19 protein-coding genes are annotated in these 19718 nt (G+C 66.9%); 6 read left to right on the top strand and 13 right to left on the bottom strand.

The annotated features are described in order from the left end of the window. Positions 1-43: 43 nt before the first annotated feature. The 3 genes from AC1RHV_RS06230 (at position 44) to AC1RHV_RS06220 (ending at position 3123) form a co-directional block, all read left to right on the top strand. Complete coding sequence (locus tag AC1RHV_RS06230; protein ID WP_054456250.1) at positions 44-601, top strand: DUF1415 domain-containing protein; 558 nt, start codon at positions 44-46, stop codon at positions 599-601. A gap of 227 nt (positions 602-828) precedes the next feature. Continuing rightward, positions 829-1815: a Bug family tripartite tricarboxylate transporter substrate binding protein gene (locus tag AC1RHV_RS06225; protein WP_054456251.1), complete on the top strand. Its 987-nt coding sequence runs from the start codon at positions 829-831 to the stop codon at positions 1813-1815. Positions 1816-1824: 9 nt separating this feature from the next. Then, complete coding sequence (locus AC1RHV_RS06220; protein ID WP_492300116.1) at positions 1825-3123, top strand: acyl-CoA thioester hydrolase/BAAT C-terminal domain-containing protein; 1299 nt, start codon at positions 1825-1827, stop codon at positions 3121-3123. 25 nt (positions 3124-3148) lie between these two features. Here the strand turns inward: AC1RHV_RS06220 and AC1RHV_RS06215 are convergent, their stop codons facing one another. From AC1RHV_RS06215 to AC1RHV_RS06205, 3 genes are read right to left on the bottom strand one after another with little or no spacing between them, the layout of a single operon-like run. Continuing rightward, complete coding sequence (locus AC1RHV_RS06215; RefSeq protein ID WP_492300114.1) at positions 3149-4120, bottom strand: Bug family tripartite tricarboxylate transporter substrate binding protein; 972 nt, start codon at positions 4118-4120, stop codon at positions 3149-3151. A gap of 3 nt (positions 4121-4123) precedes the next feature. Continuing rightward, entirely contained in the window at positions 4124-4576 is a 453-nt protein-coding gene (locus AC1RHV_RS06210) for a cupin domain-containing protein (RefSeq protein WP_054456254.1), read from the bottom strand. A gap of 10 nt (positions 4577-4586) precedes the next feature. Beyond that, on the bottom strand, positions 4587-6269 hold the full coding sequence (locus AC1RHV_RS06205) for an alkaline phosphatase family protein (RefSeq protein ID WP_054456255.1): 1683 nt from the start codon (positions 6267-6269) through the stop codon (positions 4587-4589). A gap of 113 nt (positions 6270-6382) precedes the next feature. On the opposite strand from AC1RHV_RS06205, the gene AC1RHV_RS06200 reads away from it, so the two are divergent. Both AC1RHV_RS06200 and AC1RHV_RS06195 read left to right on the top strand, forming a co-directional pair. Then, positions 6383-7288, top strand: a complete 906-nt coding sequence (locus AC1RHV_RS06200) for a LysR substrate-binding domain-containing protein (RefSeq protein WP_192352347.1) — start codon at positions 6383-6385, stop codon at positions 7286-7288. 159 nt (positions 7289-7447) lie between these two features. Beyond that, positions 7448-9043, top strand: coding sequence for an FAD-dependent monooxygenase (locus AC1RHV_RS06195; RefSeq protein WP_492300111.1), 1596 nt, complete (start codon positions 7448-7450; stop codon positions 9041-9043). Here the strand turns inward: AC1RHV_RS06195 and AC1RHV_RS06190 are convergent. Both AC1RHV_RS06190 and AC1RHV_RS06185 read right to left on the bottom strand, forming a co-directional pair. Continuing rightward, a complete protein-coding gene (locus tag AC1RHV_RS06190) occupies positions 8992-10041 on the bottom strand; it encodes an Lnb N-terminal periplasmic domain-containing protein (protein ID WP_492300110.1) in 1050 nt (349 codons plus the stop codon). The two genes, AC1RHV_RS06195 and AC1RHV_RS06190, sit on opposite strands and share 52 nt — an antisense overlap. Before the next feature lie 27 nt (positions 10042-10068). Beyond that, positions 10069-11466 (bottom strand): HdeD family acid-resistance protein, encoded by a 1398-nt coding sequence (locus AC1RHV_RS06185; protein ID WP_054456259.1) that lies wholly within the window; start codon positions 11464-11466, stop codon positions 10069-10071. Positions 11467-11603: 137 nt separating this feature from the next. Between AC1RHV_RS06185 and AC1RHV_RS06180 the strand changes: the two genes are divergently transcribed. Beyond that, a complete protein-coding gene (locus tag AC1RHV_RS06180; protein WP_119451275.1) occupies positions 11604-12020 on the top strand; it encodes a DUF1801 domain-containing protein in 417 nt (138 codons plus the stop codon). Between the two features lie 27 nt (positions 12021-12047). Here AC1RHV_RS06180 and AC1RHV_RS06175 read toward each other — a convergent pair whose 3' ends face one another. The 8 genes from AC1RHV_RS06175 to AC1RHV_RS06140 all read right to left on the bottom strand — a co-directional run bounded on the left by AC1RHV_RS06175 (position 12048) and on the right by AC1RHV_RS06140 (position 19709). Beyond that, entirely contained in the window at positions 12048-13439 is a 1392-nt protein-coding gene (locus AC1RHV_RS06175; RefSeq protein WP_492300108.1) for an FAD-binding oxidoreductase, read from the bottom strand. A gap of 205 nt (positions 13440-13644) precedes the next feature. Next, positions 13645-14946 carry a UDP-N-acetylglucosamine 1-carboxyvinyltransferase gene (locus AC1RHV_RS06170; protein ID WP_054456262.1) on the bottom strand — a complete coding sequence of 434 codons (1302 nt, stop codon included), beginning with the start codon at positions 14944-14946 and terminating at the stop codon, positions 13645-13647. Positions 14947-15033: 87 nt separating this feature from the next. Next, positions 15034-15522, bottom strand: a complete 489-nt coding sequence (locus AC1RHV_RS06165) for a hypothetical protein (RefSeq protein ID WP_192352349.1) — start codon at positions 15520-15522, stop codon at positions 15034-15036. Positions 15523-15618: 96 nt separating this feature from the next. Then, entirely contained in the window at positions 15619-16104 is a 486-nt protein-coding gene (locus AC1RHV_RS06160) for a nucleoside deaminase (RefSeq protein WP_054456486.1), read from the bottom strand. A 104-nt stretch (positions 16105-16208) separates the two neighbouring features. Continuing rightward, positions 16209-16760, bottom strand: coding sequence for a hypothetical protein (locus AC1RHV_RS06155; protein ID WP_054456264.1), 552 nt, complete (start codon positions 16758-16760; stop codon positions 16209-16211). A gap of 218 nt (positions 16761-16978) precedes the next feature. Further along, positions 16979-17728, bottom strand: coding sequence for a DUF899 domain-containing protein (locus AC1RHV_RS06150; protein WP_492300798.1), 750 nt, complete (start codon positions 17726-17728; stop codon positions 16979-16981). Between the two features lie 172 nt (positions 17729-17900). Next, positions 17901-18869 carry a hypothetical protein gene (locus AC1RHV_RS06145; RefSeq protein ID WP_492300106.1) on the bottom strand — a complete coding sequence of 323 codons (969 nt, stop codon included), beginning with the start codon at positions 18867-18869 and terminating at the stop codon, positions 17901-17903. Between the two features lie 57 nt (positions 18870-18926). Beyond that, positions 18927-19709 carry a bestrophin-like domain gene (locus AC1RHV_RS06140; RefSeq protein WP_054456266.1) on the bottom strand — a complete coding sequence of 261 codons (783 nt, stop codon included), beginning with the start codon at positions 19707-19709 and terminating at the stop codon, positions 18927-18929. Positions 19710-19718: the final 9 nt, after the last annotated feature.

Raw genomic sequence — 19718 nt, 5'->3', positions numbered from 1 at the left:
GGCCGCAACGCCCGCGCTTTTCTTTTTTCCAGGACGGACACCCATGATTTCCACTTCCGACGCCTACGCCAACGTGGTCGCTGAGACCAAGCACTGGCTGAACCAGGCCGTGATCGGCCTGAACCTCTGTCCCTTCGCCAAGGCGGTGCAGGTCAAGGACCAGATCCGCTTTGCCGTCAGCGATGCCACCGACGCCGAAGGCGTTCTGACCGACCTGCAGGACGAACTGGCGCTGCTGGCCGAAGCCGATCCGGAAAAGATCGACACCACGCTGCTGATCATTCCCGACGCGCTGGACGATTTCATTGATTTCAATGACTTCGAAGACCTGTCCGACCGTCTGCTCAAGCGCATGCGTCTGGTGGGCGAGCTGCAGGTGGCCACCTTCCATCCGCAGTTCCAGTTTGCCGACACGCAGCCGGACGACATCGAGAACTACACCAACCGGTCGCCGTACCCGATCCTGCACCTGTTGCGCGAAGACAGCATCGACCGCGCGGTGGAGTCCTTCCCGGACGCCGCCGAAATCTACGAGAAGAACATCGATACGATGAAGCGGCTGGGGCTGGAAGGTTGGAAGAAGCTGATGACCAAGGCATAGCGCCCTCAGATCGCATACCAAATACCGCTGTTCGGAATAAAGCGCTCGCTTGCTCCACGGAGAGCCTCGGGATATCCCTAGATAGCCCGTCCGCGGTATTGCATACAACATACTGACGCCGTGACAGCTCGCCGTAAGGTGAGCGGCCCGCGCGTCCTTTCCCTTCGATTGCTTTGCCCCGCGGCCTCTCCCGGGCGCGGGGGCGTTGTCCTTGCCTGGAGAGTTGTATGCGATTTACCCGCCGCCATGCCCTGGGCGCGCTCGCCGCGCTGCCCCTGATCTCGCGCCCCGCCTGGGCCCAGAATACCTTTCCGACCCGTCCCGTGCGCCTGCTGGTGGGCTTTGCCCCTGGCGGGCTGACCGATATCGCGGCGCGCGCCCTGGCCGAGCGCATGGGCAAGACCTTGAAGCAGAGCGTAGTGGTGGAAAACCGTCCCGGCGGCCAGGCCATCATCGCCACGGTGGCGGTGGCGCGCGCCGAGCCCGATGGCTACACGCTGGGTTTCGCCGGCACCAACGGCATGATCCTGAATCCCTTGCTCTACAACAACCTGCCTTACCAGCAGTCGGATTTCAAGCAGCTGGGCTCCATGGGCAAGTCGCCGATGCTGCTGATCGTGCATCCCGACCTGGGCGTGAAGAACGTGCAGGAATTCATTGCGCTGGCCAAGAAGAAGCCCGGCGACATCACTTGCGCGCATGCGGGCCGCGGCGTGATCAACCACCTGGCGCTGCTGCATTTCCAGTCCAAGACCGGCACGCAGTTCCAGGACGTGCCCTACAAGGGCAGCGGCCCCGCGCTGCTGGACCTGATGGCAGGCACGGTGCAGAGCACCTTCGACTTCCCGACCTCGGCGCTGCCCAACATCAAGTCTGGCAAGCTGCAGGTGCTGGCGGTCACCTCCGACAAGCGCCTGTCCAGCTTGCCCGACGTTCCCACCATGAAGGAAGCGGGCGTGGACGGCTTCGAGCTCTATACCCGCATGATGATCTCGGGTCCGGCCGCCATGCCGGCGCCCGTGGTCGCGGCGCTGGAGAACGCCGTGCGCGAAGGCACGCGCGATCCCAGCCTGGTGCAGCAGTTCGCGGACCAGGGCGTGACCGTGGAGTTCACCTCGTCGGCCGACCTGGACAAGGTCATCGCCGATGAATCCGCCATGTGGGCCCAGGTCATCAAGGCCAACGGCGTGCCCAAGACCGACCTGAAGAGCTAAGGAGCCACCGTGGCAGAACAACCCAGCATCACCGTCACCCCGGAACGCGCCCTGATCGACGTGACGCGCGAGATCCGCGTGAGCGGCTTTCCGGCCTACGCCTTCATCACGGTCACGGCCAGCATGACGATGTGCGGCGCGCCATGGCGCTCGCAAGCGGTATTCGTGGCGGGCCATGACGGCAGCCTGGACCTGTCCCGCGATTGCCCCGTGTCCGGCAGCTACGCCGAACCCGCGGCCATGGGCATCGTCTGGTCCATGGCCTGCGAGGACGTGGCCAGCGTGGTGTTCCCGCCGGACCGGACCGAGCCGCTCGTCATCCGCATCGAAGCCAGCGACGGACGCCAGTCCGCCGCGGCGACCCTGGTGCAGGAATTCCAGGCCGAAGGCGTCACGCACCGCAGCGTGCGCGAGCAAGTCGGCGGCATGACGCTGTCGGGCGAGCTTTACACCCCCGCCGGACCGGGCCCGCATCCGCTGGTGATCTACATGAACGGCTCGTCCGGCGGCGTCAACGCGCCGCGCGCGGCGCTGTTCGCGTCCCGCGGCTACCAGTGCCTGGCGCTGGCCATCTTCAACTACGAGGGCCGCCCCAAGTATCTGAACGACATGCCGCTGGAGTATTTCGAGCATGCGCTGCGCTGGGCACGCGCGGAGCTCAAGCCGCGCGACGGCTTCGTGGCCCTGTCCGGCATCAGCCGCGGCGGCGAGACCTCGCTGCTGGTGGCCTCGCATTACCCGGACCTGGTAAGCGCAGTGGTCGCCTATGTGCCTTCGCCCGTGATGCATGGCGTGGTCAGCGCTGGCGCGCCCGGCACCGGCCGCGACGCGCAGGTCTGGACCAAGGGCGGCGAGCCGCTGCCGCACCTGTGGCAGGACAACGCCAGCGCCAACTGGGACGCCGCCTACGCGTCCCAGCCGCCGTACCGCCAGACGCACGCCTTTCTCAGCGCCACGCGCGACAGCGCGGCGCTCGAGCGCGCCCGCATTCCGGTCGAGAACTATCCTGGTCCGGTGCTGCTGGTCAGCGCGTCGGACGACGGCTTCTGGCCCAGCACCGCGTACTCTGAAATCGTCATGCGGCGGCGCCAGGAACATGGCTTGCCCACCTTCCACCATGTCTGCTTGGGCGCCGGCCATCACGTGCACTATCCCTGCCTGCCCGCGACCCTGATCAGCAAGCCGCACGCCATGTCCGGCCTGCTGCTGGACGCGGGCGGCACGCCCAGCGCCAACGCGGCGGGCAACGAAGGCTCCTATCTGGCGGTGCTGGAGTTCCTGGGCAGGGTGGGGGGCGTGGCGAAGTAGGCGGCCGGGCTTGGCCGCCCGCCCGTCATCCGTTGCGCAGCTTCTGTTCCGACACGAACGCCGACCAGCGTTGCAGCTCGCCGCGTATCAGCCCGGTGAACTCGGCCGGCGTGTTGGCCTGGGCGGCTTCCATGCCCAGGCCGGCTAGTTTGTCGCGCACCTCGGCGTCGGCCAGGATGGTCTGCATGGCGCCGTTCCATTTGGCGATCAGGTCTGGCGGCGTGCCTGCGGGCGCGACGATTCCCTCCCATTCTTTCAGGTTGAACGCATGCACGCCGGCCTCGGCCAGCGTGGGCACGCCGGGCAAGGCGGCCATGCCGCCATCGCGCGTGACGGCGAGCGCGCGCAGCTTGCCGGACTGCGCCAGCGGCACGGCGACGGAAGCGGTGGCGAACATGGTCTGCACGTAGCCGCCCATCAGCGCCTGCGCCGCTTCCGCAGGACCCTTGAACGGCACGTGCAGCATGTCTATGCCGGCCGCCTGGCAGAAGGCCGCGCCCAGCAGATGGGCGGGCGAGCCGTTGCCGCCGGAACCGTAGCTGAGCTTGCCGGGCTGGCGCTTCGCCTGTTCGACCAGGCCGCGGACGTCGGCGTACTCGCTGCCTGGCGCCACCAGCAGGGCGTTATACAGCCAGACCAGGTTCGCGATCGGCGCGAAGTCGCCATCCGTGCGGTACGACACCTTGCCGAACAGCGCCGGCAGCACGGTATGCGTCAGGAACATGATGCCCACGGTGTAACCGTCGGGAGCGCTGCGGGCGACGGCGTCCAGCCCTATCATGCCGGTCGCGCCGGGCCGGTTCTCCACCACCACCGGCTGCCCCCACAGGCGCTGCAGCCTTTCGCCGATCACGCGCGCCAGGACGTCGGGCGGGCTGGCCGCCGGCAGCGGCACGATGATGCGTACGGGCTTGTCCGGGTACGCGGCGCGGGCGGCCCAGGGCAGGGTACAGGCCAGGGCGCCGGACAGGCCCTTCAGTAGCGTGCGGCGGCGCATGGTTCAGGCCGCTGACGAGACAGGCGGCATGAAGATCACGTCGTACTCCGGCGCCACCGCAACGACCTCCGCCGGACTCGACATGTTGTGGATGCGCCGGTAAAGCTCCAGCAGCTTGCCCGCGGGCGCGGCCCAGAACAGCGCGGTGGCGGCGACGCCGGAATTGTTGAAGAAGGCATGCGGCACGCCACGAGGCATGCGCACGAGGTCGCCGGGGCCGGCCGAGGTCTTCTTGCCGTCCAGCAGCAGGTCGATGCGGCCGTCCAGCACGAAGATGTACTCGTCCTGGTTGGGGTGCACGTGCGGCGGCACGAAGCTCTCTTCCGGAAACGTGGCGTGCCAGGAAATGCTGTCCAGGCTGACCTGCTTGGGCACGTACACCTGGCCCAGGATGTTCCAGGAGACGCCGTCCAGGCCGGCCTGGGCGCGGGTGATGTCGGGGGTTTCGAGAATCATGCTGCACTCCTCAGGATTGCGACAGCCGATCCAGCGTCGGCTTCACGAGCGGGTTGGATGATGCGAAACGGGGCTTGAACGTCTGCCTGGCGCGGGCCAGGTCGGCTTCGTCCCAATAGCCGATCAGGATGCCGCCCTCGGAAATGCGCGGCTGGACTTCGATCGATTCGATGGTGCCGTCGGCCACCGTGGCGCGTTGGCGCGGCTGGCGCGCCCAGCGGAACAGCAATTCCTCCATGCGCTTGCGCACCGCCTCATGCGCGGGCGAGGCGCCCAGGTCGACGAATTCGTTCGGGTCTTCCTGCAGGTCGTACAGCATCGGCCGGTAGCCTTCGGCCAGCACGTACTTCCAGCGTTCATCGCGCACCATGCGCAGCCAGGCCTGGCGCGCGGGCGTACCCAGCGCGATGCGCGAATCCTGGAAGGCATAGTCGTACTCGCAGATGACGTGGTCGCGCCAATCCGGCGGCGTCTGGCCGAACAGCAGGGGCCGCAGCGAACGCCCGTCCATGATGTGCGGCACCGGCACGCCGCCACAGGCCTCCAGGAAGGTCGGCGCCAGGTCTATTGCTTCGACCATGGCCGCGCAGCGCGTGCCGCGGGCGGCGTCAGCCCGCGGATCCGGGTCGTAGACGATCAGCGGCGCGCGGATGACGGGTTCATGGAACAGGTCCTTTTCCCCCATCCAGTGGTCGCCCAGATAGTCGCCGTGATCGGACGTGAATACGATCATGGTGTTGTCGAACAGTCCGCGCGCCTCCATGAAGCGGAACAGCGCGCCGAGCTGGTCGTCGATCTGCTTGATCAATCCCATGTAGCCCGGCATGACGGCTTCGCGCACGCCGGGCTCGGAAAAGGTCGCCGACACGCGATGCTGCATCATCGCGGCGTACACCGGATGCGGGTCGGCGCGTTCGGCCTCCGATCGCACCACAGGCAGCGCGTCCTGCGCGTTGTACATGCCGGCGTAGGGCGCAGGCGCCAGATAGGGCCAGTGCGGCTTGATGTAGGACAGGTGCAGGCACCAGGGCTGCTCGCCCGCCTCGCTGATGAAGTCCATCGCGCGGCGCGTGATGTACGGCGTCTCCGAATGCTCGTCGGGCACGCGCGCGGGCAGGTTGGAGTACTTCAGGAACCAGCCCGAGCGCACCGTGCCGTCCGCGTCCACGGCGGAATTGGCCCAGCTTTCCCAGGGATTGTCGCCGCCGTAGCCCTGCGCGCGCAGATAGTCGTTGTAGCGCGGGTCCGGGTCGTGGCCAGAATACGGATGGATGCCATCGTCGCGCTCGTAGGCGTCGAAGCCGCATTCGGCAATGCGGCGGCCGATGACGGAGGCCGGGTCTATGCCCAGCCGCGACATGCCGGCCATGTCGGCGCGCATGTGGGTCTTGCCCACCAGCACGGAACGCACGCCCAGCGGCCGCAGATGGTCGCCGATGGTCATCTCGCCGGCCTTCAGCGGCACGAAGTTCCAGCTGGCCCCGTGCGCATGCACGTAGCGTCCGGTGTAGTAGCTCATGCGCGACGGGCCGCAAACGGGCGACTGCACGAAGGCGCGGTCAAAGATCACGCCGCGCGCGGCCAGCGCGTCCAGATTCGGGGTCTTCAGCCTGGGGTGGCCGAAACAGGAAAGATGGTCGTAGCGCAGCTGGTCGCACATGATGAAGAGAATGTTCTTCACGCCTCGGGTCATGCTAGGCTCCTGTCTCCGATTGGGGCATGCAGGAATTCTATCGACGGCCTGCGCGCGCATCCCTTGAATTGTTTTGATGTCGATTACCCCAGGTAATCGGCCGGAGAGGCGGCTTGCGACTCCAGCATCTGAACCTGTTGCTCACCCTGGCCCGGACTGGCAGCATGCGCGCCGCCGCGCAGGTCCTGAACGTGTCGCAGCCGGCGCTGACCAAGTCGCTGCGCCAGCTGGAAGAAGAGGTCGGCGCCGAACTCGTGGTGCGCACGCCCAAGGGCGTGCGGCTGGCGCAGGCCGGCGAGATCCTCGCGGCGCGCGCCGCGGTCGTCATGCGAGAAATCGAGAAGGCTCATGAAGACCTGGCTTGGCACCTGCGCGGCGCCGAAGCCCAGGTGACCCTGGGCGTATCGCCCGCCGCGGCCATCCTGCTGGCGCCGGGCGCGGTGGCGCGCTACGGCGCGCGCTGGCCGCAGGTGCGGCTGCGGGTGCGCGACACGCTGTATCCGCAGGCGCTGGAGCGCATCCGTTCGGGCGAACTTGACATGGCGCTGGGGCCGCTGCCCGAAGCGGGCGGGGGAGGCGACCTGGCCGTGCAGCCGCTGTTCGAAAGCCAGTCGGTCATCGTTGCGCGGGCGTCGCATCCGCTGGCCGGCGCCCGGCGCCTGAGCGAACTGGCCGGAGCCGCCTGGGTGCTGACCGGGCCGGCGCAGGGGCCCGGCGATCCCAGGGCGCTGTACAGCGACGAAACGCAGGCACGCGCGCTGCACCTGCAGCTGGAATGCGAGTCCTTTTCCACGCTGCTGGCGCTGATGCCGCAGCTGGACCTGATCGGCATCATGCCGCAAGGGTTCCTGGACCGTTACGGGCCGGCGTTGGGGCTGGTGCGGCTGGACATCATCGATCCCTTGCCTAAGACCGTCATCTACGTGACGCACCGCGCCGATGCGCCTCTGACGGTGCCGGCGCGCCGCCTGCTGGACGCGCTGCTGGGCGAGGCCGCGCAGCTGGCCGGCCACCCCTGAGTCGCCAGGGATCGGTCCAAAAGGTTGAGGTCCGTCCGCGGCGTCATGCCAGCGGCGTAAGCCTCAATATCTTTGACGGCCAGCGATGCGCGGCCTTATTTTTTTTGGTTCGTGCCGAGGCGCAATCCAGGTCGCCTCGAAATTTCTCGAGGCGACATCATGGTGATTGCAACGACAGTCCTGGTGGTGGGCGCCGGTCCGGCGGGCCTGCTCACCGCCGCCGAGCTGCAACGGCGCGGCGTGCAGTGCCTGTTGATCGATGCGCACGAGCGGCCGCTGGAATGGGACCGCGCAACGGTGGTCCACCCCCGCTCGCTGGAGATCTTCGATTCGCTGGGCATCGTCGAGCCGCTGCTGGCCGCGGGCGTGAAGCAGCGCGGCGCGCGCATCCATGCCGACGGCAAGGTGCTGGGCGAGATCGATCTGGACCTTTGCGGCAGCCGCTACCCCTACAACATCGGGATTTCGGAAGAGGTCACGGAGTCCATCCTCGCCGACTATCTGGCCAGCCACGGCGGCGCCGTCCAGCGGGCCAGCAAGCTGGTGGGTCTGCAGGAACGGCCGGACGGCATGCTGGCCAGGATCGAGCAGCCGGGCGGGGCAATCGAAGTGCTGGCCGAGTGGGTGATAGGCTGCGACGGCCACCACAGCACGGTGCGCGAGCTGACCGGCATCGAGCAGGACGGCCACGACATCAGCCAGCCTTGGGCGGTGTTCGACGCCGCGATCAGCGGCTGGCCCGAGATCTTCGAGGCCAATTACGCCTACCTGGACAGGATCCCGGTGATCCTGACGGCGCTGCCGGGCCAGCGCTGGCGCGTGTATCTGCGGCCTACTGCCGAAGACTCCGATCTGGTGGCCGATGCCTTGTCCACGCTGCGGCGCTATCTGCCCGAGGCGAACTTCGAGGACGTGGCCCATCCGGCGCGCTTCCGTTGCTACACCAAAGTCGCGCGGCAATTCCGGGCCGGTCGCATCCTGCTGGCCGGAGACGCCGCGCACACCTGCAGTCCGGCCCAAGGCCATGGCATGAATAGCGGCCTGCACGACGCCGTCAACCTGGCCTGGAAGCTTGCGCTGGTCTGCGGCGGCCAGTGCTCGGACAGTCTGCTGGACAGCTACCAGGCGGAGCGCCGGCCGGCCGCGCAGCGCGTGCTGGCGTCGGGCGACGAGGCCGAGAGCGCCCAGCTGGCCACTGACCCGGACGTGCTGCGCGAGCGCAATGCCGCCATCCGCAAAGCCTTCGAGGATGGCGCCTCGCAGCATCACGAGGCCGTTGCCGAGGCGGAGCTGGACATCGATTACCGCGATTCGCCCATCGTCATGGGAGACCGGCACGACCCGGTTTCGCCGGGCCAGCGGCTGCCCGACCAGATCCCGATACGCCTTGCGGCGGGCGGCGCGGGGATGTTGCATGAGAGCGCCCATCGCAAGGGCCATACAGTCTTCATCCTGGGCGGCCCGCGGACGTCTGCGGACGCGCTTGCCCAGGTTCGCGCCGCGATCGAGCCGCTATCGGACGGCGCCATCATCGAGGCCGTGGTCGCGCTGACGGCGAATGCGGATGTCGATGGCGTGGACGGCTATGTGGATCCCTCGGTGGCCGGAGGGCTCGGCGTGCGGCATATCCTCGTGCTGGCCGTCAGGGCGGATGGCCATGTCGGGCTGCGCTCGGAAGAAAGCCACCTGGAGACACTGGGCGCTTACTTGGCGCGGCTGCGCGCGCCTGCGTCGGGCATGGCCGCGCCATCTTGAGCGGGGCCGGGCGCCTGCGGCACGCCTGGCACGCCCCGCCGGATGTTGCGCGAGAATTCGGCCGCGTCCGCGGTGGCGCGGGCACGCTGCGTGTAATGGCCGGCCTGCCGATACGCCAGCGGACTATCCGCTCCTTCCAGAGCATCCAGGCGGTACAGGTACTCGGGCAGATAACCCGAGAACAGCACGCGGTAATCCAGCGGCAACCCCGGCACGATCTGGTCGGCCAGCCGGTACACGATGGTGGTGCAGTTGCCCGTCAGCGTGTTGTAGAAACGCGGCTTGTCCGCCAGCCGGGTAGCGGTCTCCACATAGGCCAGGAACAGCTTGCGAGCCGCGCCGTCCGGCATGTGCACGCGGTACAGATAGCCTTCTTCGCCGCGCACATTGGTGCGCACGCGCAGGCTGTCTTCCTCGGTCGAGGCCAGCACCGACAACTCGTACTGGCGGAAGAAACCGCCAATTTCCGAGAATACGTCGTGCAGCTTGCGGCGTATCTCCACCGAGAACACCACGTACTGGCCATCCGCAAAACCGAACGACACCAAGGCGTGCGCGATGGCGGGCCGGCCCCAGTAGGACAACGCCAGGTCTACCGATTCCAGGCGTGACAGGTCGTAGCTGTGGGTCTCCCAGCGCATGTCGTAATCGGTGCGCGACCGCCAGTCGAAGTTGCGCACGTTGCGCAGGGTGACGATGTCGCCCTCGACCGTTCCTTGCGTCTGGCGCGCCACCTCGGGCATCCACTGGCGCTCGTTGGACGGCCGCACACCCAGCCACCACCAGGCCAAGAGCGCCAGCAGCAGGGCGCCGAACAGCCAGGCAATCAAGGGCTGTCCGATAGACAGGCCGATCAGCGCGCCGGCCGCGAGCGCGAGCCAGGCCGCCGGCAGGACGGCGCGCGCGCGGCCGGGGAACGGCGATTGGAACCAGAGCGCCGCCGCGCCCCAGGCCGCGCCGGCCACGATGGCCACGCCGCTCACGATCTGCGCAATCATGGCGTCTTCACGCGCGTTGCGGGGCCGTCATTGCGCCCCTTGCGAGGACTCGGCCTGCTCCGCATTGCGGGCCTGGGCCTTGCGGTCCTGCTTGCGCCAGCCGGCGCGCATGCGCGCGATCTGGCGCAGCGCGTCCTGCGACATCTTCCACCAGCCGAACGGGCGCGGGTCGGCCAGCATGCTGAGCGCACGGGCATAGTCCAGCGTCAGGCCCGGGGTCCAGGCCATGGTCAGCGCGCGCTTGCGGATCTGCGCCGCCACCCACAGTTCCGGCGTCAGCAAAAGGCGCAGCAGCACGCGCCAACCGGCATCCGGGCCGTGCAGGCGTCCCACCACGCCGTCCAGCGCCGCTTCCAGCGCGCTGGAAACGGAGCTGGAACAGTTGCGGTGGGTCAGGTTGTAGATCTCGGTCTTGCGGTATTCGTCCCAGAAGGCCTGCAGCTTGGCTGCGTCGTAGTTGCGGATGCGCACCCGCATCGTGGACGGGGTCCAGGCCTTGGATTCGGTCGCGTAGTCGGGCTGGTACACGCCGGGCACGTTGTTTTCGGCCGTGGCGCGCAGCAGGGTGCCGAACTGTTCCGGAGAGTGGTCGATCTCCTGGGCCGGATACAGGCTGATGTACACGCCTTCCGGTGATTCCAGCGCGGCGTGGCCGGTCGACACCACGCCGTTGATGTCGACGGCGGCGATGTAGCGGTTCACCACGGGATAGTTGCGCGTCTCGGTCTTGGCCGAACCCGACGGCGTCCAGACGTGCACGGTCAGCGCGCGCTCCGATTCCAGCGGCGGGCCGTCGAACACCTTTTGCGCATGGGCGTCGGCGCGCGTGGGCATGAAGTCCGGATGCGGATTGACGTCCAGCGCAGGGTTGGAGTCCAGGTGGCGGACGCGGCGCGCCAGCGACAGCAGCCGCAGCCCTGTAAACGCCAGGAACAGGCCCAGGCAGTACGGCACCGTGCCGACGTAATGGGTCGGGTAGGGCTGGAAAAAGAAGATGGCCAGCAGTATTTCGGCCACGCCCGAGGCAAAGACATAGCGCCAGCGGTCATAGCGCACCACGTAGGCGGCGGTGCACTGGATCAGGCCGTCCACCAGGAACATGAGGCCGAACAGCATGGACAGCGCGAAGTGCCCGTGATGGTGGCCGATCAGGACCAGGATGCCCGCCGTCAGCACGATGGCGCCCTTGGCATAGCGCAGCACCCGCTGCCCACCCACGCCGGACTTGGCGATCACCAGCGTGGCCAGGCCTTCGAGGACCAGCAGCGCCGCGAAGAAATTCAGCGGGAAATAGACGGCATTATCGAGCGCGTCGATGAACAGCGTGACGCCTGTAATGAAAAGCAGGCCGCCGATGACATACAGCCCGCGGGCGCGCTTGCGCAGGTAGTCCACGCCCAGCAGCAGCAAAACCAGATTGGCCATTGCGCTTGATTCTCCTCTTCCGTGACCCCGTTACGGTGCTAGCTATTTTGGTTTGCTAACCAAGTTAACAAATTTTCCGGGATCGATGCAGGTATTCTTCCTGACGCATCCGTCTGCGATCTTTCCCGGGACATGGCATGAACACCAAGACGAGCAACGCAACCAAAGAGGCAACGCAAGAGACGGCCTCCGCCTTGATAGACGCCAGGATACGAGAATTGGACGACTGGCGCGGCCAGACGCTCGCGCGGGTCAGGGCCATCATCAGGCAGGCCGATCCCGGCGTAGTCGAGGAATGGAAATGGCGGGTGCCGGTGTGGTCGCACGACGGCATCATCTGTACCGGCGAAGCCTACAAAAGCGCCGTGAAACTGACCTTCGCCAAGGGTGCGGCGCTGGAGGATCCCTCCGGGCTCTTCAACGCCAGCCTGGACGGCAACACGCGGCGCGCCATCGATATCCGCGAGGGGGAAACGCTGGACGAAACGGCCCTGGCGGCGCTGATCCGAGCGGCCGCGGCCCTGAACGCGGCGGGGAAGTCCGGCGCCCGCTAGTCGGATTCCCCGCCGCGCAGGTCCGGTTCAAGGCGACGCCGGCTTGATGTTCTGGTTATGCCGGAACAGGTTCTGCGGGTCGTAGCGGGTCTTGGCCTGGACCAGCCGGTCGAAGTTCTGACCATAGGCCGCGCCCAGCCGCTCCGGTTCGTCCTGTGTCAGGAAGTTGACGTACACCCCTCCTTGCGCATAGGGCTCCGTGGTCCGGAACAGCGTCCGGGCCCACGCGATGCAGCGCTCGTCTTCTTCCGGAAAGTCCCAGCGGCCGTGCACGTTCATGGCGAATTGCGCCGAGCGGTGCGGATAGGCCATGGCGGACACCGGCACCTGCGCCGCTACGCCGCCGATGTAGCCCAGGAAGATCTCGCATTGCGGCGAAGGCAGATTTTCCACCGCCGCCACTATGGCGTCGATCAGCCCGTCTTCCAGCCCGCCCAGATTGTGCGACTTCCAGTAATTGCGGGCGCCGGGTGTAAGCAGCGGGTCGAAGGCCTTTTGCCAGGCGGCGTAGGGCATGGGGCCCAGGTGCTCGCCATAAGGCGTGCCGAAGCCGCGCACCACTTCCACCGCGGCTGGGCCATTGGCCAGATCGCCCGAATAACACATGGCGAAGGCAACCATGGGCTTGCCGTGCACCGCTTGCGGCAGGAACGGCAGCGGCGGAGCCAGGCGCAGCACGGCCCAGACCGTCAGTTCCTGGGGCAGGGTCGCCAGCGCATCGCGGTACTTCGACAGCGCTTCTTTACCCTGTTCCAGCGGCAGCACGACCAGGCCGCCATAAACCTCGGGTCCGACCGGATGCAGCTGGAATTCGAACATGGTGACCACGCCGAAATTGCCGCCGCCGCCCCGGATTGCCCAGAACAGATCCGGGTTGTCCTGTTCGCTGGCGTGCAGCAGCTTGCCATCCGCGGTGACGACATCGGCTGAGAGCAGGTTGTCGATGGTCATGCCGAACCTGCGGGTCAGCCAGCCGAAACCGCCGCCCAGCGTCAACCCGGCCACGCCGGTGGTGGAATTCACGCCCAGCGGCGTCGCCAGGCCGTAAGCCTGGGCCTCGTGGTCGAAATCGGCCAGCGTCGCGCCGGGCTCCACATAGGCTCGGGCGCGCACGGGATCGACGCGCACCGACTTCATCGGCGACAGGTCGATCATCATGCCGCCTTCGCAGACCGCGGTGCCTGCGATGTTGTGGCCTGCGCCGCGCACGGACAGGACCAGGCCGTTGTCGCGCGCGAAATCCACGGCGCGGCGCACGTCGGCGGCGCCGGCGCATCGGAAGATCACCGCCGGCCGGCGGTCTATCATCGCATTCCAGATCTTGCGGGCGTCGTCGTAGCCGGGGTCGCCCGGGCAGAGGACCTGGCCTCGGGCTGAGGCTCTCAGATCATCCAGGGCGCTATCGGAAAGTTGGCTCATCACACACCTCCTTGAAGGTGCTGCTTCGTGAACAACCTTTGAAACTGGGGCCTGCGAAGCAGGCCCTGGCCGCCTATGGGTTCGGACGCGGCATGGAGTACGCCTCCTGCGTGAGAGGCCATGACCTAAGGAGGGCGGCGCGCCGCGCCGGGAGCCGGTCGGCCCGCTCCCGTTATGCGCGCCGTGGCGTGCGTATCTGGAAAGCTTACTCCTCGCTGGTCCATTCCACCTGCACGCCGAGGCTGCGCAGGTTTTCGACGAAGCGGGGATGCGCGCGGCGGATCGGCGTGGCGTTGCGGATTTCCGAGCGGCCGTCGATGCTGCTGGCGATCATGAAGAGCGCGATGGCGACGCGGATGATGTAGGGGCTTTCGACCACCGCGGGCGTCAGCGGCCGGCCGCCAAACGTGATCAGCCGGTGCGGATCGGACGAAAACACGTGCGCGCCGAACTTGGACAGCTCACCGGTCCAGCCCAGCGCGCCGTCGTAGACCTTGTTCCAGAACATGGCGTTGCCCTCGGCGCACACGCCCAGCGCGATGAAGATGGGCAGCAGGTCCACCGGGAAATAGGGCCATGGCGCCGCTTCGACCTTGGTCAGCACATTGCTGGTGAAGGGCGTCTGTACCTTCAAGGGGCCCGAGCGCAGCGCGCGCGACCAGCCGTTCTCGTGCACGATCTGCACGCCGAACTTGGCGAAGGTGCGGTCGATCAGCGGGAAGTTCGCGGGCGTGCTGTTGCGCACCACCACGTCGCCGCCCGTGATCGCGCCCAGCGCGAGAAAGGTGGTGATCTCGTGGAAGTCTTCCTCGAAGGTGAATTCGCCGCCGCCCAGGCTGACGCCGCCGCGCACCGTCAGCCGCGAGGTGCCGATGCCGTCGATGTCCGCGCCCATCATCGCCATGAAGCGGCAGAACTCCTGCACGTGCGGCTCGGAGGCGGCGTTGGTCAGCGTCGACTCGCCTTGCGCGGCGGCGGCGCACAGCACGAAGTTCTCGGTGGTCGTCACCGAGGCGTAGTCCAGCCAGTGGTGGGTCGGCTTCAACGGGCCGCTGCTGCGGACCAGCAGCGAGCCGCTGGCGCGTTCCACCTCGCCGCCGAAGGAGCGGAAGATGTCCACGTGCGGATCGATCTCGCGCACGCCCAGGGTGCAGCCCTTGACGTTGTCTTCCAGGCGCGCGACCCCGAAGCGCGCCAGCAGCGGCGGCACCAGCATGATGGAAGAGCGCATTTCCTCGGGCAGCCGGTGGCGGGCGGCGTCGAAGGCGGTGTCGCGGTGATGCAGGTCCAGGGTGCGGGTGGACTCGTCCAGCCGCACCTCGCTGCCCAGCGTGCGGAAGATGTCCAGGATCTTGCGCACGTCCGTGATGTCGGGCACGCCGTGCAGCCGCAGCGGCTGGTCCGTCAGCAGGGTGGCGCACAGCACAGGCAGGACCGCGTTCTTGTTGGCCGAAGGGATGACGCGGCCGCGCAAAGGGGTGCCGCCGTGGACGATGAGGTTGGACATGGAGCGAGTAGGGCCAGAAAAAACAGGGAGATGGGAGCTTGCGAAGCTCCGGTTAATTTCACACTTTAAGGGCGCACGGCGGCCGTGTCATGCCGGCCTGGCCGCGCCCGGGCCGGGATTCTTGCGGATCAGGACCCAGCCACCTATGGTCAGCGCCAGCCCGCCGGCCAGATAAGGCAGGCCGAAAATCAGCGCCCAGAAAAACAGCGCCGTATAGGCGTCGTTGGCCGCCTGCTTGCCGCCGGTGGCCGGATTGAAGATTCCGGGTTCCATTGCAAGCACGGCGCCGAGCAGGTTCAGCAGGACGGCCAGGCCGAGCATGGCGCAGCCCCAGCCGATCAGGCGGCGAAAATTTGGAATGCGGACCAGCGCTGCGACTAGCGCCACGCCTATCAGCAGCGACACGACGCCCGTCGTGATCAGCATTCTGTCCAGCGCCGCCATATAGGCAAGCCCAGTCAAGTCCGCCAGCCCGAGCGCCTGCTGCATGACCGGATTGACGACGCCGCCGCTGGCCCAGGCGACTAGCAGGCCGAACGCGATGCTGGTGAGCCATTTGGTCAGGGCAGAGGGCATGCGGGAGTCCTGTTCATAGTGCGGTGCAGCGAGAATACTGCGGATTGCTGCTGACGATTGAGACGGGCGGTAACGGCGAACCGGGCAGGGCGCCGCCTAGCCGCGGCGGCGCATTCTTTCCTGGTGCAGCAGTTTGATTTGTTCGGCGAACTCCGGCACGGGACCTTCCACCGGTATGCCGTCCACGACTTCGGCAATGGCCAGCGGCCGCACCTTGGTCGTGGGGGCGACGCCCCATTCCCGCAGCCATTCCCGGTACTGGGCAGAAGAACTGGCATAGACGATCCGGCCCAGGCCCACCCAGCCATGCGCGGAGGCGCACATGGAGCAGTGCTCGCCCGAGGTGTAGACGGTGCAGGCCGAGCGCTCGGCCGGCGGCAGATTGCTGGCGGCCCAGCGCGCGATCTCGAATTCCGGATGCCGCGTGCGGTCGCCGCTGGAGACATGGTTGTGGTCTTCGAACAGGACCACGCCGTCGGGTGAAACCAGCACCGAGCCGAAGGGTTCGTCGCCCGCTTCCAGCGCCTGTTTCGCCAGCTCGACGCAGCGCGCCAGGTGCTTCTTGTCCACTTCGGTGATCATGTAAACCTCCTCAGAGATATGCCGCGCGCCGTGGCGCCGGCGGACTGCGGCATGAGGAGGCCGCCGGCATCGATGCGCAAGCATAGCCTTCTTGCAGGCTGGGCTCAGTAGTACACGTCCACGTAGTCCGTCAGCCCGCCGCAGGCTTCCATCTGCTGCAGGCGCCAGTACTTGCGCTTGCCGGTCGCGCGGAACTCGAACTCGCCGTTGCGTTCGCAGCGGCGGCCCTTGTCCGGCGCGTCCAGGATCAGGATCGTGCCGCGGAAGATAAAGCGGTCGCTGGCGATGGAGACGATATCGCCCTTGATCTTCAGCGTGCCTTCGTGGTTGGCCTGCGTGCCCTCGATGCGCACCACGTCGTTCTCATCCGTGGCGGTCAGGTGGCCGCGTTGCGCCGACCACAGCCATTGCAGGGTGATGCCGCTGTTGTTCATCAGGCGCTCATAGGCGGCCTGGTTCTGGATGTCGGTCTTCTGCACCGAACCCGAGGGCGAGGCCGCGGCAGGCGTAGCGGCGGGCGCGCCGTGCGCCTTGATCGGCGGTACGGCCATGGCTGGCGCGGTTGCCGCAAGCGCCAGGCCTGCCGCAAGCAACAAGCCGGACATCCGCTTTTTTCCCTGGGCGATGATCGTGTCGCTCTCGAGGTTCTTGTGCATGGGTTCTCGTCAAATAGGGGTAGGAGGGCGCAGCGGCCCGGCAACGGCCGCCTGACGGGGACGCTGGGGATGCGCCCGGGCCGAAGGTCGGCGGGCGCATAAATTAGCACGGTCATCGGACCCCGATAATTGCTGTTGTTTGAGCTTGTGTATCTATTGGTTATTTTAATTACCAATGAATACGGCAAGCGGCCGCGCCCGGCCAGCCGCCCGCCCGCTCACCGTTTGGCGGCTGCGCTCTGCGCCCGGAATGCGGCCTCGCCCGCATCGGAAATCTCGACCCATTTTCTGTCCGGCGGCGCGTCCGGCACATAGCTGTCGTGCCAGTTCCACCACTTGTAGGTCGGGGTCTGCGGATAGCCTTCGGGAGAATCCTCCCAGACTTCCTGGCGGCCCAGCGGCGTGATGTCCAGGTAGTTCCAGGTGCCGCCCATCTGCTCGTCGCCGCGGTTGTTGAGGAAATAGGTGCGGAAGATGCGGTCTCCGTCGCGGTAGAACACATTGGTGCCATGCCACTCGTCCACGCCGAAGTCGGTATCGAAGCCATCGGTCAGCGTGTACCAGGGCATCTTCCAATCCATCTGCGCTTTCAGCCGCGCAATGTCCGCCTGCGGCGCCCGGGACACGAAGACCAGCGTGGTGTCGCGGGCGTTCAGGTGCGCCAGATGCGCGACCTGGTCGGCCACCATGGAGCAGCCGCGGCAGGCGTGCTCCGGCCAGCCATACACGCCCGGCTCGAAGAAGGCGCGGTAGACGATCAGTTGGCGGCGGCCGTCGAACAGGTCGGGCAGGGCGAGCATGCCCGACGGGCCTTCGAACGCATAGGCCTTGGTCACTGGCGTCCAGGGCATGCGCCGGCGTTCGGCGGCCAGCGCATCGCGGGCGCGGGTGTGGGCTTTTTCCTTGACCAGCAGCTGCTGGCGGGCGGTTTCCCAGTCCTGGGGCGAGACGACCGGGGGCGTGCGCATGGGGGCGCCATTGCTTGATGCAGTCATGATTTCCTACCTCCTTATCGCGGGCCGAGGCCCTGGCGCAAGGGTCTGCGCGCAGACTGGCTGCTCGGCGGCCTGGAAACAGTCTGGCATCGCCGGGCGGAGAGGGGGGAGTAACAAATCCGGCGCAATTCCGCCGGCGGCCGGTTCAGAAGCTCACTGCCAGCCCGACGGAGAAGCCCGACACATTGGTGCCGAACACATAGCGGCCCACCAGCCGGGTGCGGGTGATGATCACGTCATAGGCGCTGGAATCCAGCTCCAGGCCGGCGCCCACGGAGGTCAGCCGGTCGAATCCCAGGATGCCGCGCTGGTCGCCCAGGAACTCCGAATGGGTCAGCTCCAGCACGTAGCGCAGCGGCCGCTGCAGCATCACAATGCCCGTGGGGGCGCGGTAGCGCGCCCACAGATTGGCCGACTGCGCCGTGGCATGGCCCTCGACGGCCGCCGAGCTGTTGAAGCTCTGCAGCCGCATGTCGGAATAGCGCAGCTCCACGTCGACCTCGTAGCCGGGGCGGTAATGCTCATAGTCCAGCATCAGCGAGCCGCCCAGGCCATAGGCGTTGAGTGAACCCTTGTCCAGGAAGCTGATGTCCTTTCCGGTCTGCTGTCCCACATACCAGCTGGCGGCGCGCAAATCGCTGGTGACGTTGCCCAGCGCGAAATTGAAAATGGGTCGCAGCTTCAGTTCGTCGGTCAGCTTGAAGTCCCAGCCTATGCCGCCGGTAGCCGAAAAACTGTTCCATTTGGTGGGGATCTTGCGGGTTTCCGCGCCCTGCGTGGCGACAAATGTCGGGTCGTAGCGGCTGGCCGCCAGCACGCCTTCCAGGTAGATCGGGACCGACTTGGAGATGGTGTCGCCGCCGCCCAGCTGCGTCATGGCGAATTCGCTGGATCCCGAGACCGATCCGCTGCCTCCGCCTATGTTCAGGGAACTGGTCGTGATGTCGGGCACGATGGAGAACGACATGATCGCGAGCACCCCGTTGGCGCGCTTTTGCAGGTCGTCCTGGCTTAGCCGCAGGCCCTGGGCCATGGCAGGAGCAAAGCTTGCGCTGCTAAGCAGCGCGAGCAACCAGCCTGAACGCCGTATCACCATCATCACGGGCGGGGGCATGTCATCTCCGGAATGAATGCGTGTCCAACAGCAGCCGGCCTTGCGGCGTCAGCGAATCTACTTGGCCGCGGCAGGCGGGTCAACCATGGCCTGCCGCTGGGCGGCCAGCAGCGCATCGCTCTGGTCGATCCGAATCGTGCCTATGCGTGGAAACTCGAAGTCCACGATGATGTATATCGCAGCGGTCATGACCACGGCATAGACCAGTTGATGCAGCAGGCTGTCGCGTTGGGACAAGGCCAGTTTCGATCCGATGAGGCAGGCGCAGACCAGGGCCAGAAAGACCAGAAAGGCATAGGTCGCAACGGGCGGGTGAACCTTCTGCGCCACGGTCTGCGCGGTGGACACGTCGAACATGTCGTTGACTGCGCCCACATACGACGCGGCAAAGGGCGGCACGGCATGGCGCGCCGCGCTCATGGAGGTGGTCCAGATTTCTTTCTGCAGGGCCCCCACGCGGGCCGCAATCGCTTCGCGTTGATCCAGCGCGGCGACGTGGCTGTAATACTCGATACGGCTGTCGACATAGCGGCGGAACTGCTCGCGCAGCTTGGGCTGGTCGGCGGCATCGAGCATGTCGATGCGCAGCCACGCCGTCCCGATGGCATTGACCTCCTGGACCAGCAGGTCGCGGCGCTCGGCCATGCGCTGGGCCGCGCCCGAAAACGTGAAGGCCACCAGCAGGCCCAGCAGCGCGAACACGGACGCCTCGATGGCGGCGGTCCCCGCGCCGCTTTTGTCGTCCGCGCCATGTCCGAGCCGTCTTCCGATTCTCATGGCAAGCAGCAGCAGCGCGAAGAACAGGACAGCCAAACCCGCCAGCAAGAGGGAATAGTTCATTTGGTCACC

The organism is Achromobacter sp. GW823-FHT04E03, from assembly GCF_058796095.1.
The sequence above is the reverse complement of the archived record's forward strand: the minus strand, read 5'-3'. Positions and strand labels throughout refer to the sequence as shown.